Source organism: Lysinibacillus sp. FW301-JW8 (genome assembly GCF_058788755.1).
This window is the reverse complement of the sequence record NZ_JBYTBB010000014.1, coordinates 32080-50807: the sequence shown is the minus strand read 5'-3', so window position 1 is coordinate 50807 and position 18728 is coordinate 32080. Positions and strand designations below refer to the sequence as shown.

Genomic DNA, 18728 nt, shown 5'->3' with positions numbered 1-18728 from the left:
CTACAATAATAGGGTATACATCATTCCTTTCTTCATGCATTACGGTGCAAGTAAATATAGGAGAATGGCGGATCAGACAACTTTGTCACTTGCTCCGTATGTAACACATGGCTGCTGCTATACTACTGGTAATACTACCTCTGCCTCTGGTAACACAAAATCCTTCAAGCCTTCCTGCTCATCGGACAGATTTGTAGGCACAATAGCCTCGCCACTATCTCTTGGCTTAAGCTGATAAAATCGGACCTCTTCAACGACTACCTCTGTAATAAAAATCTTCGTACTTTGTTCATTTACAAATGACCTTGATTGGATACGACCATTTGCTCCGATTAATGAGCCTTTCCCGCAATATTTGACGATATGCTCTGCAAGTTTTCCCCATACTGTACAAAGAATAAAGTCAGCATCCACTTCCCCACGATTATTTTTGTAATTGCGATTAATGGCTAAAGAAAAATGAGTTTGCACGCGATTCTCAGATAAGTGTCGTAACACAGGATCTTTTGTTAATCTTCCAACCAGTCCGACTTGATTCATCAATTCACCTCCTTTGCTTTTGATGCTCTCATCTTACAAGAGCATATACTGAAATGGCAAAAGTCGATTTTTATCATTTCCCTTCATTTTTAATCATAAATTGGTTATATTAGCATTTTTACCAAGCAAAAATTAAATCAATTCATAGGCTGAATGCTTTTGGCTGTAATTGCTAATGCTATTTCATGAAATATGAAAATTCACAGTTTTTTCTTTTTCAAAATTGGCTAGGAACAAAGCAAAGGTCACTTCATCACATGGTCCAATCGAATGTGTTATACTAATAAAGATGACCGACTTAGGAGGATAATACATAATGAAAACGTTTAAAATGCTTTCCTTTGACCTTATCACAAAAGATGGCATACAATCATTTCCTTTAGTCGATGGCATTATTATCAATCAGGAAAACAGCCATCAATCATGGATTCTTGAACTTTTTATGGACGGACAATATCGTTCAACCTTTGAACATTTATTAGAAAAAGCCGCTGTCTTTAATGTGCGTGCCGTTATTTCATTTCCAGATAATGAACCTGCCCCTTTCCAGGTTGCCGTACATACTGTTCAAGAAATCGGAGATCATATTTCTGTGCTCTTAAAAGGTACACTTAAAACAAAACGTTCAAAATATGCAGAGCAATTACTTGCAGAGCTTCTAGCGGAAGGCGTTTCTTTAGATAATTTACTGGGTCGCTTCTCCCATGATATGAAGAAACGTCCAAAACTTAAAAATGATTAAATTTAACACTGCTGTCTTTTGCATCGTTATTTTTTCGAGTTATTTTTTGCAGTAAAAAAAGAGTGTTCCATTTCTGGAGACACTCTTTTTATTATTATCGCGTATTCATGTTGTTACGTTCACGAACGTCTACTTTTTCTTCCACAACATTTTCTTTAATAACATTGTCATTTCGTTCAACGCCATTTGCATTTGGTACGTTATTATAGCCATTTGTACCGTTCAAATCAGCGTTTGTTCCTGGTGCCGTAGCTTCAGGTATTACAGTAGATTCGTTAACTGTACCACGCTCAACACCATTCACATTACGATCGTAAACATCGTGTCTTCGAGCGGGCTCTACCACGTCTTCTACTTTGTCAACACCTCGGCGAACATCGTTTTTAACGTTCTCCACAGGTCTTTCTTCGACCGCTCTGTTCCCCCAGTTACATCCTCCAAGGAATAGCGTAGCAAAAAGAATAGTCAAAAATGACATTTTCCACATATTAAAAACCTCCTTTCTTGGGTGCTATGTCAGCAAATACAACGGGTGCATTTGTGATCCTACATAGAGTGCCCGGGAAAGGAGGGAACTATCCGATTTTTGTACAAACTATTTTTGTTTTTCTTTTAACAATTGTTCAATGTAAGCTGCTTCTGCTTTACAGTCATACGTATATTTTGTACCTAGCTCTTTTTGCAATGTCTCGATTGTTTCGATTTGCTTAGCAGTTGGCTCTTCATTTAAAATTTTCGCAATTACTTCATCGATTTTTTGTGCCATCTCTTCATGAAATTCAGTGCTCAGTAAAACATTTGCTGGAATTTTTTCAATCCATGCGGCATTGTCTTGAAAATAAGTCTTCCAGCTAGCAATGAAGTCTTCCATAGAGAAACGCTTTTCATCCCAACCAATACTTGCTAAGTATGATTCAAAAGATGTTGAAATCGAACGTGTAATGCTAATTTTAACACCTGAAGACAGTTCCTTATACATCTATATAATCCTCCTACGTTTTAAAAAAACCTAAAATTACATGTATTTCAATTTACAATCGCTATACGCCATCGCATTTTAGAATATAAATAAACTGTTAAAAAATTAACAGCAAGGACATAATTCGATATAATTATTTTATAACTTTTAGCCTATAAATGCAAATTAAGCCTGTTTTGGCTGTTCAGGTCCTATAGCAAATAGAATATCTGCTTCACAAACCAGTTCTCCATCAACTGTTGCTACACCGTGACCTTTGCCCATTGCACCTCTTAGTTTAACAAACTCTACTTCCAGCCGAAGCTGATCCCCTGGTACCACCTGACGTTTGAAACGGCAATTATCAACACCTGTTAAGAAGGCTAAGCGACCTTTGAATTCATCCGCATTTAATAACGCAACACCACCAACCTGTGCTAGTGCCTCAACAATTAAAACACCAGGCATTACGGGATAGCCTGGGAAGTGTCCATTGAAAAAATCCTCATTGATGGATACATTTTTTAAACCTACGGCACGTTTTCCCTCATCTAATTCAACGATACGATCAACGAATAAAAAAGGATAACGATGTGGTAAGATTGCTTGAATTTGCTCTGCAGATAACATTTATATTCCCCCTCAATTTTAAATCAATTTCGCCTTGGCGTAATTGCGTCTGGATTTTGAATTGTGCCCGCACAATTCATTCCTTTGAAAATCCGTGACATCCGCCGGAGGCTTTATCTTCATTCAGTAGGTGTTTGGACACCCACTGAAAAGGATCCAAACCCGCATTCATCTCACCACCTGTAGAGGTGAGAGTCTTCTGCTGAATGAAGATAAATTATGTAAACATAAAGGATGGTAAAGAATAAAATTATTCTTTACCATTCATAATATCAAATATATGCTGCCATGTTTCTGTTTTAAATATATCAATAGCTTGCCCTTGTCCAATAACACTGTAGCCAAAAATTGCACCTAAAACTGCGGCAACAACGACTAATACGAGAACAAGTACAACGCGTAGCCAAATCGGAATCAGCCGTATTTGCACCCATCGAACCTCTCGTTGCTCTCCATTTGAGCGGCGTCCCTTCTCTTCTGGTGGCGTATCGGTTTCTTGTGTCGGCACAGAACGTCGACGTGAATCGTTTGTCATAGATTGTACTCCTCTTCATTCCTTACTAAACAGTAATCATGGATCTAGCGAATTCCATTAATAAGCCCGAGCATTTGGTCTGCTAAAGTAACCGCTCGTGCATTGAATTGATAAGAGCGCTGTGTTTGAATTAAATCTGTCATTTCCTTTGAAAGATTTACATTCGACATTTCTAACGTGCCACTTTGCATGCCAATCTGCTGACGATTTGCACCTTGTAATTCAGTAACAACCTCAGCTTGTGTATATCCGAGCTGAGCTAGATTATCAGGTAATCCAACATATTGACCAGAAATGTGCTCCATCAGCTGTGGCTTTTGAAATTCTGTCACGGCTAAATCTGTACGAATAATATCTCCATTTGGATAGGAAGCCTCTAATACGCCTCCATTACGTACAGCAAAATTTTTCACATTATCTGGTAATGTAATAGCCTGTCCTGTTGCATCAGCTAATGGATATCCATCTGCATTCACAACCATTACTGTTCCATTATTTAATGGTGATAAATAAAAGTCACCTTGACGAGTATACACTGTTTTTGTGCCATTTTCACCATCTGGCATTAAAATATTGAAATATTGTTTTGCTTTATTGAAGGCTAAATCTAAATCGCGATTAGTTGTTTGTAGTGAGCCTTGCTTTTCATTTGATTGAATTTGTCCAAGCATTGCGCCTGAACCGTATCGAATACCTACTGGAGATAGACGCTCTGCTCGATCTTGCTTGTCATTATTAAATTGCTGATAAAGAAGTTCATTGAAAGAAGCCTCTTTTGTCTTATAGCCATGTGTATTGCTATTAGCAATGTTATTACTAATGGTATCTAATTTGTTTTGTAATTGTCCCATTGTATTTGTTGCAGTAATCATTGTACGTAGCATTATCTAACGCCTCCAGTTCGCATATTATACTTTTCCGATTTCATTGACAGCCTTTTCCATGCTTCGATCATAAGCCTGTAGCACCTTTTGATTGGCTTCAAATGCGCGATAAGCTGTCATTAAATCTGTCATCGTGCGACCAGAATCTACGTTTGAGCGCTCAAGATAATTTTGACGCATTGTAAATGCAACACCATTAGCACCATAAGCAGTTGGTAAGTTCTCACCATTCTCTGTTCGAATTAAACCATTATCTTGCTTACGTAGCATGTTCGGATTAGCCGCAAATGATACGCCAACACGCGCTACTTGCTGATTATTGACGTATATCGCACCGGTCTCATCTAGACGAAAATCATCATTTGGAAGCTGGATGCGTTGACCAGTATCTGATAAAACATACAGTCCTTGTGCATTGACTAAATTGCCTTGACCATCTAACGTAAAATTCCCATTTCGTGTATATGCCTCGCCACCATCCGGATGTGCTAAACGGAAGAAAATAGATCCAGTGATGCCATCTTCATTTTGTGGTAAATTTCCATCAATCAAGGCCATATCTGTTGAGAAATCTGTATTATAGATTTGACCCTGTATGTAGTTTGGCAATGTTTCCTGCATATAAATCCCAGTATTTAGCGCTCCCACTTGACTCATATATTGAGAGCCCATTTGCTGCTTGGCAGTTGCATTCGTATTTCCGACACTTGACATAAGCATGTCCGGAAATGAACGAATTGTTGATTGATCTGCTTTAAATCCTGGTGTATTCGCATTTGATAAATTATTAGTTAATAACTCTGTTCGTCTTTGTTGTGCAATCATACCCGTTGCAACTGTATAGAACCCTTTAAACAAAGGAATCACCTCATTCTATTTTTATAAGGATGCAGGCACTCGATCAATATTTTCAAGCATAATGCCTGTACCAATTGCTACACAATCCATCGGTCGTTCTGCAATAAACACAGGTACCTTTAACTCTTCAATTAATAGCTGGTCCATACCATGTAGTAATGCACCACCGCCAGTAATAATCACTCCACGATCAATTATATCAGCTGATAGCTCTGGTGGCGTTTTTTCTAGAACATTTTTTGCAGATTGGACAATCATTGCTACTGATTCATGTAAAGCGCGTTCAATTTCCTCAGATTGAATTGTTATTGTGCGTGGTAGACCTGTTACCATGTCACGACCACGAATATCCATAGTATCATTTCTACCGCCCTTAAATACTGTACCAATTGTCATTTTTATTGCCTCAGCGGTGCGTTCCCCAATTAGTAATTTATATTCTTTTTTAATATATTGTAATATATCATTATCAAAAACGTCTCCTGCGACTTTAATGGATTCACTTGTTACGATATCTCCCATTGAAAGAACTGCAATATCCGTTGTTCCACCGCCAATGTCCACTACCATATTGCCACTAGGTTGGAAAATATCCATACCTGCACCAATAGCAGCAACTTTTGGCTCTTCCTCTAAATATACTTTTTTGCCACCGGATTTTTCTGCCGCTTCACGAATAGCTTTTTGTTCCACACTAGTAATGTTAGTTGGACAACAAATTAAAATACGTGGTTTAGTTAAGAATCCTTTTAAGTTTAATTTATTGATAAAATGTCTCAGCATCGCTTCAGTAACATCAAAGTCTGCAATAACACCATCGCGTAATGGTCGAATTGCAGTAATATTACCTGGCGTGCGCCCTACCATTTGGCGGGCTTCTTCTCCTACTGCCAATACTTTATTTGTTTTTTTATCAATCGCCACTACAGATGGTTCATTTAAGACAATTCCTTTACCTTTAACGTGGATTAATACATTCGCAGTTCCTAAGTCAATGCCAATATCTTTCGAAAACATTCTATAATTTCTCCTTCCCGCCAGTTCCCACTACATAACGTTCATTTTTATCCCGCATAAACGGACAGTAGACTCCCACTTTAAGACGTAAGCCAATATAATTGGGAAATCAACTGCCCGTAATAGTCCGGTTAGTTCAACTAATAATCAGTGTGGGATGAGGATAATCCACACTGATTAAAGCTTCACTTTATCTCTTTATCTAGAATATTTTATCATACACTATTGGTAATTTCACCTAAATTTAGTGATTATGGCTGTTTTCTTTTAATTATATGAACAAACATAGAAAACAATAATACGTTTAAAATAATCTTTTAAATTGCTCCATCTCATTCTTTTAAACCTGTTTTCAACAACAAAAAAAGAACGAATCATTCTTGACTCGCTCTTTCTTTCCACTTGTTTTTCGTTGCCTCTCCTCCGCGAATATGACGTACGGCCTTATGGTAGGCGAGAATTTCCTTCACCTGCTCTGCTAATCCTTCATGAATTGTTGGCAATCGCTCTGTTAAGTCTTTGTGCACCGTACTTTTTGAAAAACCTGTCATTTTCGCGAGGACACGCACAGTCTCACGCGTCTCAATCAATAATTCACCGAGGCGTATGCAGCGCTTCCGAATGTGCTCGTGCACGTTCTTCGTCCTTTCCACACAATTTCACAAAATGGCGTTGGCATCAGATGCACGTATGCGCATTTCTTCACCTTATGTAAGGACAAAGCTATTCAGAACACGTTTTACTCTTTCTCGATAAATTGCTGATTATTAATTCCACATAAACAGACAGTAAGTTTCCATATCTCATCGTTATCTTTAACTGTCATTGTGGCGAATGGTTTTCCCTATTTTAAAAGGCTAGTAATTTTTTTGGATTCACATATTTTCCGTCTTCAAGTACTTCGAAATGTAAGTGAACGCCTGCTGCTTGATTCCACTCATTGTCAGTTGCTTTTCCTAATGCCTGACCTTGTGTTACTTCATCGCCTTCTTTTACAGCAATATCTTTTACTGAGCTATAATGTGTTTGCTTACCATCTGGATGCTCAATAACAATTTTATTGCCTGTAAATGCATCTAGTTTTACTTCTAGTACTTTACCACTTAAAGCAGCTAGCACTTCAAATTCTTCACCATTCATAGCAAGAGAAATACCAGATGACGTTGTAAATGTTTGATTAAATACCATTAGTGCATTTTCACGTGCCTCTGCATTTGCCTCTATTTCATAAAATTCTTGTAAAACTTGTACTTTATTAAGATTTGCTTCTTTGAATGGGTACTTCATTGTTTCTACACGAGCATTTGTTTCAACTACAGGACCTGGATCTACTTCTGCTAAATCTGGTAATGGAGCCTCTTCTACTTTTGATACGAGACTATTGTAACCAAATAACATACCTGCTAGCATTAGTGCACCACCAGCATAAACTGCCGGCCAAAACCAAGGTTTCTTCTGTAATTGACCTTTTTCAATTTGTTTTTGAGAAGTTTTACTATTTTTATCCTCTCTCATTTTCATCACCTCTAGTTGCAGTGTGAACAACTAGAAGTTATTTTAAACATGCATCTATCTTTTTTATTTCAATATCTTGATAATAATAGTGTAAAATTTCGTCAGTAGTTTTTCCTTCACTTGCCATTGCCTCAGCTCCATACTGACTCATTCCAACACCATGACCATATCCTTTCGTACTCACTTGTATTTTTCCAGTATTAGTATCATAGGAAATTTTAAAATCAGTAGATGGTATTTGCAAAAGTGTTCGAACCTCTCGTCCTGACCATACATTTTTACCTAGCTGTAAGCGTTCAACTCGTCCTGTATCATTAAAAAAATACTGGACGCGTGAGAAATCACCTACCTGCCATTTATCAGGCCAGATTGTATTCCACTCAGCTAATGTCCATTCCTTGACCGCAGAGAATTTTGGTGAGGATTGATCAGACATACTTGCTACACTTTGTAAATATGGAAGATCATTACCACTATAACCATAGGCACTTTCTGTTTTACCATTGCTGGTAGAATGAAACATAGCTGTAATTAATTGATCATTGTAAAAAAGTACTTGTCCTTTCGTTTCATTAATAGCATCGACAATTTTCTTTTCATTTCCTGGGAAATTGCTAGTCCAATTCGCTTTCCTTTGCTCTTGATTATAAAAAACTTGTCTAGTAACTGTAGGAGCAATTGCTTCTCTACCATAATTTGTCGATTTCAATGCATATGTTCTTGCTGCAATAGCCTGTGCTTTTAAAGCCTCTTTTTTAAATGAAACAGGCATTTCAGCAGCCACTACACCCGTAACATATGTTTCTAAAGGGATTTTCTCTTGTTGTCCCTCCACTTCAATAAATATTTCACAAGCATTATCTGTTGTTTGCACTGACTCCTCAATAGAACGTTTCTCACTAAATGCAACAGGGAGCACATATAATGTCCCTACCAAACAAATGATCCCTACACTCATTATCCATTTTTTCATAAGGAATAATATGCTAAAACTCAGCTAAATATGTGAATCTTAGCGAAACAATATATAATCGACTAGTATCGAATAACTTATTTAAGAAGGATATTGCAAGTTATTATTTTTTGTTCAAAGTCAGCTAGTTTATCTTCCAAATGTGAAAGATCACTTCTTGCTGGCTTCAATCAATTTCGCCTTGGCGTAATTGTAGCTGCCGCTTTGCTTTCGCTACAGATAAACAATGCGTCCGGATTTTGAATTGTGCCCAGGCCTGCACGAGGGTCGACACGATGTCGATTATTTCGGTAATGGCACAGGACGTGGCGTTTTTACCGATGCAGGTCAGTTAGCCGTTTTCGCAGAATGCGAAGGTTTTAGGCTAACATTCTTTTATTCATTCCTTTGTAAATCCATGACATCCGCCAGAAGCTTTAGGCCAACAGATGTTTTTTATGCGAAAGCGTAGAGCTAACGTAGCGGCAGCAACATGATGTTGGTCACTCAGGCGTTTTCACAGGAAGTGAAGTTCTTAGCCTGAGTTCCTCTATTTCAGTAGGTGTTTGGACACCCACTGAAAAGGAACCAAAACTACATTCATCTCACCATCTGTAGAGGTGGGAGTCTCTGTATCTGCCGCTATGCTTTCAATACAAAAAACATTTGCTGAATGAAGATAAAAAAACCCTCTGCTTATAAGCAAAGGGTATCAAGCAACTATTTAGTTTGTTGGTAATTCCACAGTAGATTTCTCTTTTATTACAACATTTTCAACTGGTACGCGTTCGATATTGGCGCCAAGTGCTGCCAATTTTTCATGGAATTCTACATAACCACGGTCTAAGTGATGAAGTTTTGTCACACGTGTCACACCTTCAGAGACAAGGCCTGCTAAAATAAGTGCAGCCGCAGCTCGTAAATCCGTCGCCATTACCTCAGCACCTTGAAGATTTACAGGTCCCTCTATAAAGACAGAGCGTCCTTCGATTTTAGCACCAGCATTCATGCGACGGAACTCCTCAACATGCATAAAGCGATTTTCAAAGACTGTTTCTGTAATAATACTCGTACCTTCAGCTGTTAACATTAAAGCCATCATCTGTGATTGCATGTCTGTAGGAAATCCTGGATGTGGCATTGTTTTAATATCTACAGCCTTTAATTTATCGGGAACACGTACACGAATGCCTTCATCTAATTCAATGATTTCAACACCCATTTCACGCATTTTAGCAATTAATGCTGTCATATGCTCAGGGACTGCGTTTTCAATCGTCACATCCCCTTTAGTGATGGCTGCTGCAACCATAAATGTACCAGCTTCAATACGATCAGGAATAATATGATGCTCTGTTCCATATAATGTTTCGACACCTTCGATACGAATGGTATTCGTACCTGCTCCAATAACTCGACCACCCATACTATTAATAAAGTTTGCAAGATCTACAATTTCAGGCTCTTTCGCTGCATTTTCAATTACAGTTGTACCCTGTGCCAATGATGCAGCTGTCATAATATTCTCTGTTGCACCTACACTAGGGAAGTCCAAATACACATTTGCTCCTTTTAAACGACCATTTACTTTTGCCTCTACATATCCGTGACCAAATGAGATTTTTGCTCCCATTGCTTCAAAGCCCTTTAAATGCAACTCAATTGGGCGAGAACCAATTGCACAACCACCCGGTAAAGCAACTCGAGCATAGCCATTGCGAGCAAGTAATGAACCCATTACTAAAATGGATGCACGCATTTTGCTTACATATTCAAATTGAGCTTCACTAGAAAGTTCTTTTGTTGCATCTATATATACTGCATTGTCTTCTGGTATATATGTAACTGCTGCATTTAAACTTTTAAGTACTTCATTTATTGTAAAGACATCTGCTAAGTTAGGGACTTCTTTAATTACATTTTCTCCCTCAGAAGCAAGTAAAGCCGCCGCTAGGATTGGTAACACTGCATTTTTTGCGCCCTCTACACGTACTTTTCCTTGTAGCTTTTGGCCACCAGTCACTATTATTTTTTCCACCCTATGTCCCTCCGAATTTAATCTATTAAGCTATCAAAAATTTTATTTAAAAAAGAAGTATAATGTCATAATCAGTAAACAAACAATTCTATAGTACAACTTTTCCAACGCTCGTTCAAGCATCCAAATCACTATTTTAAGCCATTTATTAATATTTTGCTATTTATTTATTGTACGCATGAAATATTATTTTGTGAATGACCAATAACATGGAACGAAAGCGTTATTTTCTAATATATACCCAAAAATTTGTGAACAAAAAACAAAATCTATCAAATTTAATGAACCATTATTTTACTTTTACATATCTCAAAGGACCGCATAAAGTGAAACTTCAATCAGTGGGGGATTTTCCTTATTCCCACTGATTGCTGTAGAGGAACACACGCTAAGTACTCCTCATCCTGCGGAAACGCTTGTGTGAACATCATGTTGGTCTCAATCGGGCTTTCACGAGCTATTGATTTCCTACTTATAGTTTTTGCTTTACTTAAATCTTAAAGTAGGAGTCTTATACCTGTCGCTTCGTTTTCGGTATAGATAAACTACTGCCCTTTTATGGTAGGATAAATTTTGTTATAAAGTCCTGTGAAATATGTATATTCATTTTCTACATTTTAAGATAGTACTAAGGGGCTGTATGATGTATTAAAACAAATAAGGAAGCTTACCAGACCAACTTGACACCTGGAGGAAAAAATTCGAAACAGTTGATCCAATCGCAATACTCAATAATATATAAATCAATTGAATTTGAAATACTTTATTTTTCTTAAAGATCTTCTCAAGCATAAAAGCTTGTAGCGCATAAAAAGTAATAGCGATAAAAAATATATGAGAGAAAATACCCAGCAAAGCTTCTTGTCCTATCGATTCATATAACTCCATTATAATCCCTCCGTATTCATTAAGCTCCATTATCCCATTTTCTTTAAAACACTGAATAATGTTAAAAAACGGGCAGATGTTGAATCTGCCCGTTAAAATTTGAATTAGATATTACCCTCATGAACGTTGATACGATTCAACGCACGTTTTAATGCTAGGTCAGCACGTTTGAAATCAATGTTGTCTTGTTTACTTTGAAGACGCCCTTCAGCACGTTTAATGGCTTCTTTAGCACGTTTAACGTCGATATTTTCAGCAACTTCAGCAGAAGGAGCTAAGATTGATATCTTTTCTGGACGAACTTCAATGAAACCACCGCTTACAGCAACAATATCAGTTGAACCGTTTTCTTTTTTAAGCTTCACTGCACCAATTGCAAGTGGAGCAACCATAGGAATATGGCCTGCAAGAACACCGATTTCTCCAGAAGTTGTTTTAGCGATTACCATTGATACTTCAGAATCGTATACTGGGCCGTCGGGAGTGACAATATTGACTTGAACTGTCTTCATATTTTTTCCTCCTCGTCCCTAGTATTAAACCTCTACGCCCATGCTTTTCGCTTTTTCAACCACTTCATCAATAGAACCAACTAAACGGAAAGCATCCTCTGGTAGGTGATCCCATTTGCCATCAAGGATTTCCTTGAATGAGCGAACAGTTTCTTTAACAGGTACATAAGAACCTTTTTGACCAGTAAATTGTTCCGCAACGTGGAAGTTTTGAGATAAGAAGAATTGAATACGACGAGCACGTTCTACTGTTTGTTTATCTTCATCAGATAATTCATCCATACCTAAGATAGCAATGATATCTTGTAATTCACGGTAACGTTGGATTGTACGTTGTACTCCAGTAGCTACTGCGTAATGCTCAGCACCAACGATTTCAGGTGATAATGCACGAGAAGTCGAAGCTAGTGGGTCAACCGCAGGGTAGATACCCATTTCAGATAATTTACGCTCAAGGTTAGTTGTTGCATCTAAGTGGGCGAAAGTTGTAGCCGGAGCCGGGTCAGTATAGTCATCGGCTGGTACGTAAATCGCTTGAATAGAAGTTACAGAACCTTTGTTCGTAGATGTGATACGCTCTTGTAATTTACCCATTTCAGTAGCAAGTGTTGGTTGGTAACCTACCGCAGAAGGCATACGACCTAATAGGGCAGAAACCTCAGAACCTGCTTGAGTGAATCGGAAGATATTGTCGATAAATAAAAGTACGTCTGCACCTTGCTCATCACGGAAGTATTCCGCCATTGTAAGACCCGTTAGAGCTACACGCATACGTGCGCCAGGTGGCTCATTCATTTGACCGAATACCATTGCCGTTTGCTTAATAACGCCTGAATCACTCATTTCAAAGAATAAGTCGTTCCCTTCACGAGTACGCTCACCTACACCAGCGAATACAGAGATACCTGAGTGCTCTTGTGCAATGTTATTGATTAATTCTTGGATTAATACTGTTTTACCTACGCCGGCACCACCGAATAGACCGATTTTACCACCTTTGATGTATGGTGCTAATAAGTCTACTACTTTGATACCTGTTTCAAGGATTTCAACTGTAGTTGAAAGTTCATCGAAAGTTGGAGCTTCGCGGTGAATTGAATCACGACGAGCATCCACAGGAATCTCTTCACCTAAGTCGATTACTTCTCCTAGTACGTTAAATACGCGACCTAGAGTAGCTTCACCAACTGGTACTGAGATAGCTTTTCCTGAGTCTGTTACTTCTGCTCCACGTTGTAAGCCATCAGTAGATGACATTGCAATTGTACGAACAGAATCATTACCTAAATGAAGTGCAACTTCTAATGTTAGAGTTGTTGCTTCTTCATTCGGACGTGCAATCTTAACAGTTAATGCGTTATAGATTGCTGGTAATTGGCCGTTGTTGAATTTTACGTCAACAACCGGACCCATTACTTGAATAACATGTCCTTTATTCATTACTGTGTACCCTCCTATCGTATTCTTATACGACATTGGGAAGCTTTAGCCTATTCTAAGGCTGCAGCTCCACCAACGATTTCTGTAATTTCTTGTGTAATAGCCGCTTGACGTGCACGGTTGTATTGCAATGAAAGATCTGAAATAAGATCAGAAGCATTATCCGTTGCATTTTTCATAGCCGTCATACGGGAAGCATGTTCACTTGCTTTTCCGTCTAAGATTGCGCCGTATACTAAGCTTTCCGCATATTGTGGAAGAAGTACTTCAAGAATTGCTTCACCAGATGGCTCGAATTCATAAGAAGCATTTGTGCTAGCGGGTGCAATATCAGTTAATGGAAGAAGTTTTTTCTCTGTCACATCGCTTTGAATAGCACTTACGAAGTGATTATAGTACATATAAAGCTCATCATATGTACCATCAATGAACATACCAACAGCATTACGAGCGATTTCTTTAATATCAGCGAATGTAGGTTGGTCTGGTAGAGCAACAACACTGCTGACAACATTATGATCACGTTTTACAAAGTAATCACGAACAACACGACCTACTGCTAAAATCACGTATTCGTCTTTTGATCTATGACGCTCGTTAATTGTACGTTGTACTTGGCGAAGGATACTTGAGTTATAAGCTCCTGCAAGACCACGGTCAGAACCAATGACTAAGTAAGCAGTCTTCTTTACAGGACGAGCTGTTAACATTGCATGCCCACTGTCTTTCGTACCTGCTGCTATTGCGCCAACTACGTCCTGGATTTTTTCCATGTAAGGAACGTAAGCTTTAGCGTTTTGCTCTGCACGACGTAACTTTGAAGAAGAAACCATCTGCATCGCTTTCGTAATTTGCTTCGTACTCTTTGTAGAAGTAATACGACCTTTTATTTCGCGTAAGTTTACCACTGGTATTTCACCACCTTCTGTTTTTTAATCAAGTGACTAGTCGATCTTATTCTGATTTAGCGAATGTTTTTTTGAATGCACTGATTGCTGCTTCATAATCCGCATCAGGAGCAAGCTCTTTAGTAGTACGAACATGATCTAAAACATCTGTGTGGTTTGTATCTAACCAGCTTAAGAATTCAGATTCAAAACGAACGATATCTTGTACTGGAATATCATCTAAATGACCTTTAGTTAATGCATAAAGAATAGCAACTTGTTTTTCTACTTTTAGTGGTTTGTTAAGGTCTTGTTTAAGAACTTCAACCGTACGTTTACCACGCTCAAGTTTAGCAAGTGTAATTTTATCTAAATCTGAACCGAATTGAGCGAATGATTCAAGCTCACGGAATGCTGCTAAGTCAAGACGTAGCGTACCAGCAACTTTTTTCATCGCTTTAATTTGAGCAGATCCACCTACACGTGATACTGAAAGACCGGCGTTAATCGCTGGACGTACACCTGAGTTGAATAAGTCAGATTGTAAGAAAATTTGTCCATCAGTGATGGAGATTACGTTCGTTGGGATGTATGCAGAGATATCCCCAGCTTGTGTCTCAACGAAAGGAAGAGCTGTAATCGAACCATTTTGATATGTTTCATTTAACTTCGCAGCACGTTCAAGTAAGCGGCTGTGTAAGTAGAAAACGTCACCAGGGTAAGCTTCACGACCTGGAGGACGACGTAGAAGAAGTGAAAGTTCACGGTAAGCTGATGCTTGTTTAGAAAGATCATCATACACGATTAATACGTGCTTACCTTGTAACATGAATTCTTCTGCCATAGATACACCAGCTAATGGTGCTAGGAATAATAATGGAGCTGGTTGAGAAGCAGAAGCTGTCACAACGATTGTATAATCTAAAGCACCATTTTTACGAAGCGTTTCTACTACACCACGTACAGTAGATTCTTTTTGACCGATTGCTACATAGATACAAATCATGTTTTGGTCATTTTGGTTAAGAATTGTATCGATAGCAACTGATGTTTTACCAGTTTGACGGTCACCGATGATTAACTCACGTTGACCACGACCGATTGGTACTAATGCGTCAATCGCTTTAATACCAGTTTGTAGTGGTTCGTGTACTGATTTACGAGCCATTACACCGAAAGCTGGGCTTTCGATTGGACGAGATTTTGTAGTGTTGATAGGACCTTGTCCATCCACTGGTTGACCAAGTGGGTTTACAACACGACCAATTAGTTCTTCACCAACTGGTACTTCCATGATACGACCTGTACGACGAACTTCATCGCCTTCTTTGATGTCAGTGTATGGACCTAGGATTACGATACCAACGTTACCTTCTTCTAGGTTTTGAGCCATACCCATAACACCGTTAGAGAACTCTAAAAGCTCTCCAGCCATGGCGTTGTCGAGGCCATGAGCAAGAGCAATACCGTCACCAATACGGATAACTGTACCAACTTCGCTTACTTTAAGTTCAGATTCATAATTCTCAATCTGTTGTTTAATCAGACTGCTGATTTCTTCAGCCTTGATGCCCATGTATGTCACCTCTCACATTTCTAAATTATTAACCGATTAATTCACGTTTTAAGCGCTCAAGTTTGTTCACTACTGAGCTATCATAAATATGATTACCGATTTGAACACGAATTCCACCAAGAAGAGATGGATCAATTTCGTTTGTAATGTTTAATGATTGTTTACCAACAAGTTTCGCAAATGCTGTAGAAATTTTTGCGCTTTCTTCAGCCGAAAGTTCACGAGTAGAGAATACTGTTGCATCTGCAGTACCTTGTGCCTGTGCAGCTAGCTCAGCGTATTCTTTTGCAATTAGCTTAACTTCGTTTACACGCTTTTTCTCAACAAGTAGTTGAATTGTGTGTAAAACTTCTGGCGTTGAACCAGCAAAGATTTCAGCTAGCATTTGTTTTTTACGTTCGATAGAGAACTTAGGAGCATTTAAAAGTGTTAAAAAATCTGGAGATTCTTTTACAACCTTAGTTAGCTCGTTTAAGTCTGCCCCAACTTCAGCAAGAATGTTTTTTTGTTGCGCTAATTCAAATAGCGCTTGAGCATAACGTTTTGCTACAGTTGAATTACTCATTGAGCTTCCCCTGCCTTCGCAATCGTCTCTTCAATAAGAGCACGGTTGTCTGCCTCAGAAATCTCTTTGCTAAGGACTTTAGATGCTGCAAGTACAGATAATGAAACGACTTCATCACGTACAGCTGCAATAGCTTTTTCTTTTTCAGACTCAATTTCACGTAAAGCCGATTCTTTTAAGCGGTTAGCTTCATTGCGTGCTGCAGTAAGAATTTCTTCTTTTTGTAGTTCGCCTTGCTTCTTAGCGCCTTCAACAATCGATTGTGCTTCTGTACGAGCTTCCTTAAGAAGGCTCTTTTGTTCTTCTAAATATTGGTGCGAATCTTTGCGCGCTTTTTCAGCTGCTTCAATTTCACTTGCTACTAATTCTTCACGTTGTTGCATCATGCCCATAAGTGGACCCCAAGCGAACTTTTTAAGTAACGCCATTAACACTAAGAAAATAATTAATGTAGCAGCAATGTCACCACCATTGAATAATTTATCTTCAGCGGCAGCACCTAGTACAAGATAATCTAAAAACACGATTGTTTCACTCCCTTCAAGAGCTTTGTCTTCAACATTATTTAATTACTTGAAAAACTACCTATTTTAAAAAGCTATATTTTCACATAGCTTTTATCTGTTCCAAAATGAAGGGCGAAGTTTCATCTGGAGATTCCTGCTTCGCCACTAGTAAAATTCAGTGTTCAACTGAATTATTTGTTCATTACGATGAATGCTACTACTACTGCGATGATCGGTAGGGCTTCAACTAATGCAACCCCGATGAACATTGTAGTTTGAAGAACGCCACGAGCTTCTGGTTGACGAGCGATACCTTCTACTGTTTTTGATACGATAAGACCGTTACCGATACCTGCACCAAGTGCACCTAAACCGATTGCGATTGCTGCTGCTAATAAACCTAATGAACCTGTCATTTGAAAATTTCCTCCTTGGAATTGTTTGTTTTTGTGGTTTAAGCATAGAATATATGCTTTATATTAATGGTCATCGCTCACTTTATGAGCCATGTAAACCATTGTTAACATTGTGAAGATAAAGGCTTGGATTAAGCCGATGAAAATAGAGAAACCTTGCCATGCCATCATTGGTACAATTGCACCAACAACACCAAGTACTGTTCCAGATGTAGCTAAACCTGCTATTAATGCAAGTAATATCTCACCTGCATAAATGTTACCATAAAGACGAAGACCTAACGTTAATGTGTTGGCAAACTCTTCGATAATCTTTAGTGGGAACATGAATGACATTGGCTTGAAGAATGTACCAACATAATGACCTGTACCCTTCATTTTAACACCATAGTAGTGTGATAATACTAAAATCATTGCTGCAAGCGTCATTGTAACTGTTGGGTCAGCTGTTGGTGATTTCCACCATAGCGTGTGGTCATAGATGATAGAGAATGGAAGACCTAGTAAGTTAGATACTGCGATAAACATAATAAGCGTAATACCTAAAATATGGAATCGTCCACCAGTTTTCCAGTCCATGTTGCTTTTAATAATATTCTTTACGAAATCCATAATCCATTCCATAAAGTTTTGCATACCAGTTGGTTTTAGTTTTAAGCTTCTAGTTGAAATAAACGCAATTAAAAATACAATAACTGCGGCAACTAGTAACATCAACACTGTAGATAGATTAAATGTTATTGATGTAAATCCTAAATCTAAAGTGCGTAACGGAGCTTTGTGATCCATTGTTATTTTTTCACCTCTCTTTCTAATTTAAAGCACATTAGCGGTTCCTTACATGTGATACAATTCTCTCGACAAAGAGAAAAATGTACGGAATCATTAGCCCAATAACCGTGCTAATTAAGTGAAAATAGTTTGGCAACGAGATGGCTATAGCGACTGCCGCCACACCTGATGCAAAGCGAAGCGCAGTACCAAGTGAGCCTATTTTCTTCCCTTCACTAATGGACCTGTCAAACTTCTCCATACGACGAACTAATATCCAAAAATTATACGTACCAAAGAATGCACCGATTGCGATGCCCGCAAATACCGTTTGATAAGGCGTAAAGCCCCAGCCTAGTGCGCAGAGTGCGAGCAAAAAAAATAACGCTCTCTTCTGCATAGCAAAAATGTGATGCAAATCTAGCATTGGTTGTAATCTCCTGAATCATTTTTTCGAGTAATGAAAACGTTTGCTGACCACCATGTGAAATCAGAAAA

The 18728-nt window shown here is 38.4% G+C and carries 23 protein-coding genes; 1 reads left to right on the top strand and 22 read right to left on the bottom strand.

Annotated features, from left to right (window positions below):
• Nucleotides 1-117 precede the first annotated feature (117 nt).
• The gene (locus tag AC3WOM_RS08125) at nucleotides 118-540 is read right to left on the bottom strand and encodes a single-stranded DNA-binding protein (RefSeq protein WP_492446072.1); all 423 of its coding nucleotides are present in this window, start codon (nucleotides 538-540) and stop codon (nucleotides 118-120) included.
• Between the two features lie 316 nt (nucleotides 541-856).
• On the opposite strand from AC3WOM_RS08125, the gene AC3WOM_RS08120 reads away from it, so the two are divergent.
• The gene (locus AC3WOM_RS08120; RefSeq protein ID WP_492446070.1) at nucleotides 857-1282 is read left to right on the top strand and encodes a YwpF family protein; all 426 of its coding nucleotides are present in this window, start codon (nucleotides 857-859) and stop codon (nucleotides 1280-1282) included.
• A gap of 94 nt (nucleotides 1283-1376) precedes the next feature.
• Here AC3WOM_RS08120 and AC3WOM_RS08115 read toward each other — a convergent pair whose 3' ends face one another.
• From AC3WOM_RS08115 to AC3WOM_RS08015, 21 genes are all read right to left on the bottom strand, one after another.
• Nucleotides 1377-1769 (bottom strand): hypothetical protein, encoded by a 393-nt coding sequence (locus AC3WOM_RS08115; RefSeq protein WP_492446068.1) that lies wholly within the window; start codon nucleotides 1767-1769, stop codon nucleotides 1377-1379.
• 108 nt (nucleotides 1770-1877) lie between these two features.
• Nucleotides 1878-2261 carry a hypothetical protein gene (locus AC3WOM_RS08110; protein WP_427539982.1) on the bottom strand — a complete coding sequence of 128 codons (384 nt, stop codon included), beginning with the start codon at nucleotides 2259-2261 and terminating at the stop codon, nucleotides 1878-1880.
• Between the two features lie 165 nt (nucleotides 2262-2426).
• Entirely contained in the window at nucleotides 2427-2870 is a 444-nt protein-coding gene (gene fabZ, locus AC3WOM_RS08105) for a 3-hydroxyacyl-ACP dehydratase FabZ (RefSeq protein ID WP_427539979.1), read from the bottom strand.
• Nucleotides 2871-3120: 250 nt separating this feature from the next.
• A complete protein-coding gene (locus AC3WOM_RS08100) occupies nucleotides 3121-3405 on the bottom strand; it encodes a DNA-directed RNA polymerase subunit beta (RefSeq protein WP_492446065.1) in 285 nt (94 codons plus the stop codon).
• Between the two features lie 44 nt (nucleotides 3406-3449).
• On the bottom strand, nucleotides 3450-4289 hold the full coding sequence (locus AC3WOM_RS08095; protein ID WP_427539973.1) for a flagellar hook-basal body protein: 840 nt from the start codon (nucleotides 4287-4289) through the stop codon (nucleotides 3450-3452).
• A gap of 24 nt (nucleotides 4290-4313) precedes the next feature.
• Nucleotides 4314-5147, bottom strand: a complete 834-nt coding sequence (locus tag AC3WOM_RS08090) for a flagellar hook-basal body protein (RefSeq protein WP_492446063.1) — start codon at nucleotides 5145-5147, stop codon at nucleotides 4314-4316.
• Nucleotides 5148-5168: 21 nt separating this feature from the next.
• Entirely contained in the window at nucleotides 5169-6164 is a 996-nt protein-coding gene (locus AC3WOM_RS08085) for a rod shape-determining protein (protein WP_427539967.1), read from the bottom strand.
• Between the two features lie 374 nt (nucleotides 6165-6538).
• Nucleotides 6539-6799, bottom strand: coding sequence for a sporulation transcriptional regulator SpoIIID (locus tag AC3WOM_RS08080; protein ID WP_427539964.1), 261 nt, complete (start codon nucleotides 6797-6799; stop codon nucleotides 6539-6541).
• A gap of 214 nt (nucleotides 6800-7013) precedes the next feature.
• Nucleotides 7014-7679: a peptidoglycan DD-metalloendopeptidase family protein gene (locus tag AC3WOM_RS08075; RefSeq protein ID WP_492446060.1), complete on the bottom strand. Its 666-nt coding sequence runs from the start codon at nucleotides 7677-7679 to the stop codon at nucleotides 7014-7016.
• Nucleotides 7680-7716: 37 nt separating this feature from the next.
• Nucleotides 7717-8616: a stage II sporulation protein D gene (gene spoIID / locus AC3WOM_RS08070; protein ID WP_492446059.1), complete on the bottom strand. Its 900-nt coding sequence runs from the start codon at nucleotides 8614-8616 to the stop codon at nucleotides 7717-7719.
• 739 nt (nucleotides 8617-9355) lie between these two features.
• Nucleotides 9356-10669: a UDP-N-acetylglucosamine 1-carboxyvinyltransferase gene (gene murA, locus AC3WOM_RS08065; protein WP_427539955.1), complete on the bottom strand. Its 1314-nt coding sequence runs from the start codon at nucleotides 10667-10669 to the stop codon at nucleotides 9356-9358.
• Nucleotides 10670-11317: 648 nt separating this feature from the next.
• Nucleotides 11318-11557: a DUF1146 family protein gene (locus tag AC3WOM_RS08060; RefSeq protein WP_427539952.1), complete on the bottom strand. Its 240-nt coding sequence runs from the start codon at nucleotides 11555-11557 to the stop codon at nucleotides 11318-11320.
• Between the two features lie 104 nt (nucleotides 11558-11661).
• The gene (locus tag AC3WOM_RS08055) at nucleotides 11662-12069 is read right to left on the bottom strand and encodes a F0F1 ATP synthase subunit epsilon (RefSeq protein WP_427539949.1); all 408 of its coding nucleotides are present in this window, start codon (nucleotides 12067-12069) and stop codon (nucleotides 11662-11664) included.
• 24 nt (nucleotides 12070-12093) lie between these two features.
• Entirely contained in the window at nucleotides 12094-13509 is a 1416-nt protein-coding gene (atpD, locus tag AC3WOM_RS08050) for a F0F1 ATP synthase subunit beta (protein WP_427539946.1), read from the bottom strand.
• 50 nt (nucleotides 13510-13559) lie between these two features.
• Nucleotides 13560-14417 (bottom strand): ATP synthase F1 subunit gamma, encoded by an 858-nt coding sequence (gene atpG, locus AC3WOM_RS08045; RefSeq protein WP_427539943.1) that lies wholly within the window; start codon nucleotides 14415-14417, stop codon nucleotides 13560-13562.
• 46 nt (nucleotides 14418-14463) lie between these two features.
• A complete protein-coding gene (gene atpA, locus AC3WOM_RS08040) occupies nucleotides 14464-15972 on the bottom strand; it encodes a F0F1 ATP synthase subunit alpha (RefSeq protein ID WP_427539940.1) in 1509 nt (502 codons plus the stop codon).
• A 28-nt stretch (nucleotides 15973-16000) separates the two neighbouring features.
• Nucleotides 16001-16537 carry a F0F1 ATP synthase subunit delta gene (locus AC3WOM_RS08035; RefSeq protein ID WP_427539937.1) on the bottom strand — a complete coding sequence of 179 codons (537 nt, stop codon included), beginning with the start codon at nucleotides 16535-16537 and terminating at the stop codon, nucleotides 16001-16003.
• Nucleotides 16534-17061: a F0F1 ATP synthase subunit B gene (gene atpF / locus AC3WOM_RS08030; RefSeq protein WP_492446054.1), complete on the bottom strand. Its 528-nt coding sequence runs from the start codon at nucleotides 17059-17061 to the stop codon at nucleotides 16534-16536. The genes AC3WOM_RS08035 and atpF overlap by 4 nt, the downstream gene beginning before the upstream one ends.
• 173 nt (nucleotides 17062-17234) lie before the next feature.
• Nucleotides 17235-17459, bottom strand: a complete 225-nt coding sequence (gene atpE, locus AC3WOM_RS08025) for a F0F1 ATP synthase subunit C (RefSeq protein ID WP_004269474.1) — start codon at nucleotides 17457-17459, stop codon at nucleotides 17235-17237.
• Nucleotides 17460-17522: 63 nt separating this feature from the next.
• Nucleotides 17523-18248, bottom strand: coding sequence for a F0F1 ATP synthase subunit A (gene atpB / locus AC3WOM_RS08020; protein ID WP_427539932.1), 726 nt, complete (start codon nucleotides 18246-18248; stop codon nucleotides 17523-17525).
• A gap of 37 nt (nucleotides 18249-18285) precedes the next feature.
• Nucleotides 18286-18657 carry an ATP synthase subunit I gene (locus tag AC3WOM_RS08015; RefSeq protein ID WP_427539929.1) on the bottom strand — a complete coding sequence of 124 codons (372 nt, stop codon included), beginning with the start codon at nucleotides 18655-18657 and terminating at the stop codon, nucleotides 18286-18288.
• Nucleotides 18658-18728 lie beyond the last annotated feature (71 nt).

Excerpts from the sequence above, each read along its gene's own strand:
- AC3WOM_RS08035 (WP_427539937.1), bottom strand. The coding sequence starts at position 16,537 with ATGAGTAATTCAACTGTAGCAAAACGTTATGCTCAAGCGCTATTTGAA.
- AC3WOM_RS08075 (WP_492446060.1), bottom strand. The coding sequence starts at position 7,679 with ATGAGAGAGGATAAAAATAGTAAAACTTCTCAAAAACAAATTGAAAAA.
- AC3WOM_RS08055 (WP_427539949.1), bottom strand. The coding sequence starts at position 12,069 with ATGAAGACAGTTCAAGTCAATATTGTCACTCCCGACGGCCCAGTATAC.
- AC3WOM_RS08095 (WP_427539973.1), bottom strand. The coding sequence starts at position 4,289 with ATGCTACGTACAATGATTACTGCAACAAATACAATGGGACAATTACAA.
- AC3WOM_RS08015 (WP_427539929.1), bottom strand. The coding sequence starts at position 18,657 with ATGCTAGATTTGCATCACATTTTTGCTATGCAGAAGAGAGCGTTATTT.
- AC3WOM_RS08060 (WP_427539952.1), bottom strand. The coding sequence starts at position 11,557 with ATGGAGTTATATGAATCGATAGGACAAGAAGCTTTGCTGGGTATTTTC.
- atpB (WP_427539932.1), bottom strand. The coding sequence starts at position 18,248 with ATGGATCACAAAGCTCCGTTACGCACTTTAGATTTAGGATTTACATCA.
- fabZ (WP_427539979.1), bottom strand. The coding sequence starts at position 2,870 with ATGTTATCTGCAGAGCAAATTCAAGCAATCTTACCACATCGTTATCCT.
- AC3WOM_RS08125 (WP_492446072.1), bottom strand. The coding sequence starts at position 540 with ATGAATCAAGTCGGACTGGTTGGAAGATTAACAAAAGATCCTGTGTTA.
- atpA (WP_427539940.1), bottom strand. The coding sequence starts at position 15,972 with ATGGGCATCAAGGCTGAAGAAATCAGCAGTCTGATTAAACAACAGATT.
- AC3WOM_RS08120 (WP_492446070.1), top strand. The coding sequence starts at position 857 with ATGAAAACGTTTAAAATGCTTTCCTTTGACCTTATCACAAAAGATGGC.
- AC3WOM_RS08085 (WP_427539967.1), bottom strand. The coding sequence starts at position 6,164 with ATGTTTTCGAAAGATATTGGCATTGACTTAGGAACTGCGAATGTATTA.
- atpD (WP_427539946.1), bottom strand. The coding sequence starts at position 13,509 with ATGAATAAAGGACATGTTATTCAAGTAATGGGTCCGGTTGTTGACGTA.
- atpE (WP_004269474.1), bottom strand. The coding sequence starts at position 17,459 with ATGACAGGTTCATTAGGTTTATTAGCAGCAGCAATCGCAATCGGTTTA.
- AC3WOM_RS08110 (WP_427539982.1), bottom strand. The coding sequence starts at position 2,261 with ATGTATAAGGAACTGTCTTCAGGTGTTAAAATTAGCATTACACGTTCG.
- AC3WOM_RS08100 (WP_492446065.1), bottom strand. The coding sequence starts at position 3,405 with ATGACAAACGATTCACGTCGACGTTCTGTGCCGACACAAGAAACCGAT.
- AC3WOM_RS08115 (WP_492446068.1), bottom strand. The coding sequence starts at position 1,769 with ATGTGGAAAATGTCATTTTTGACTATTCTTTTTGCTACGCTATTCCTT.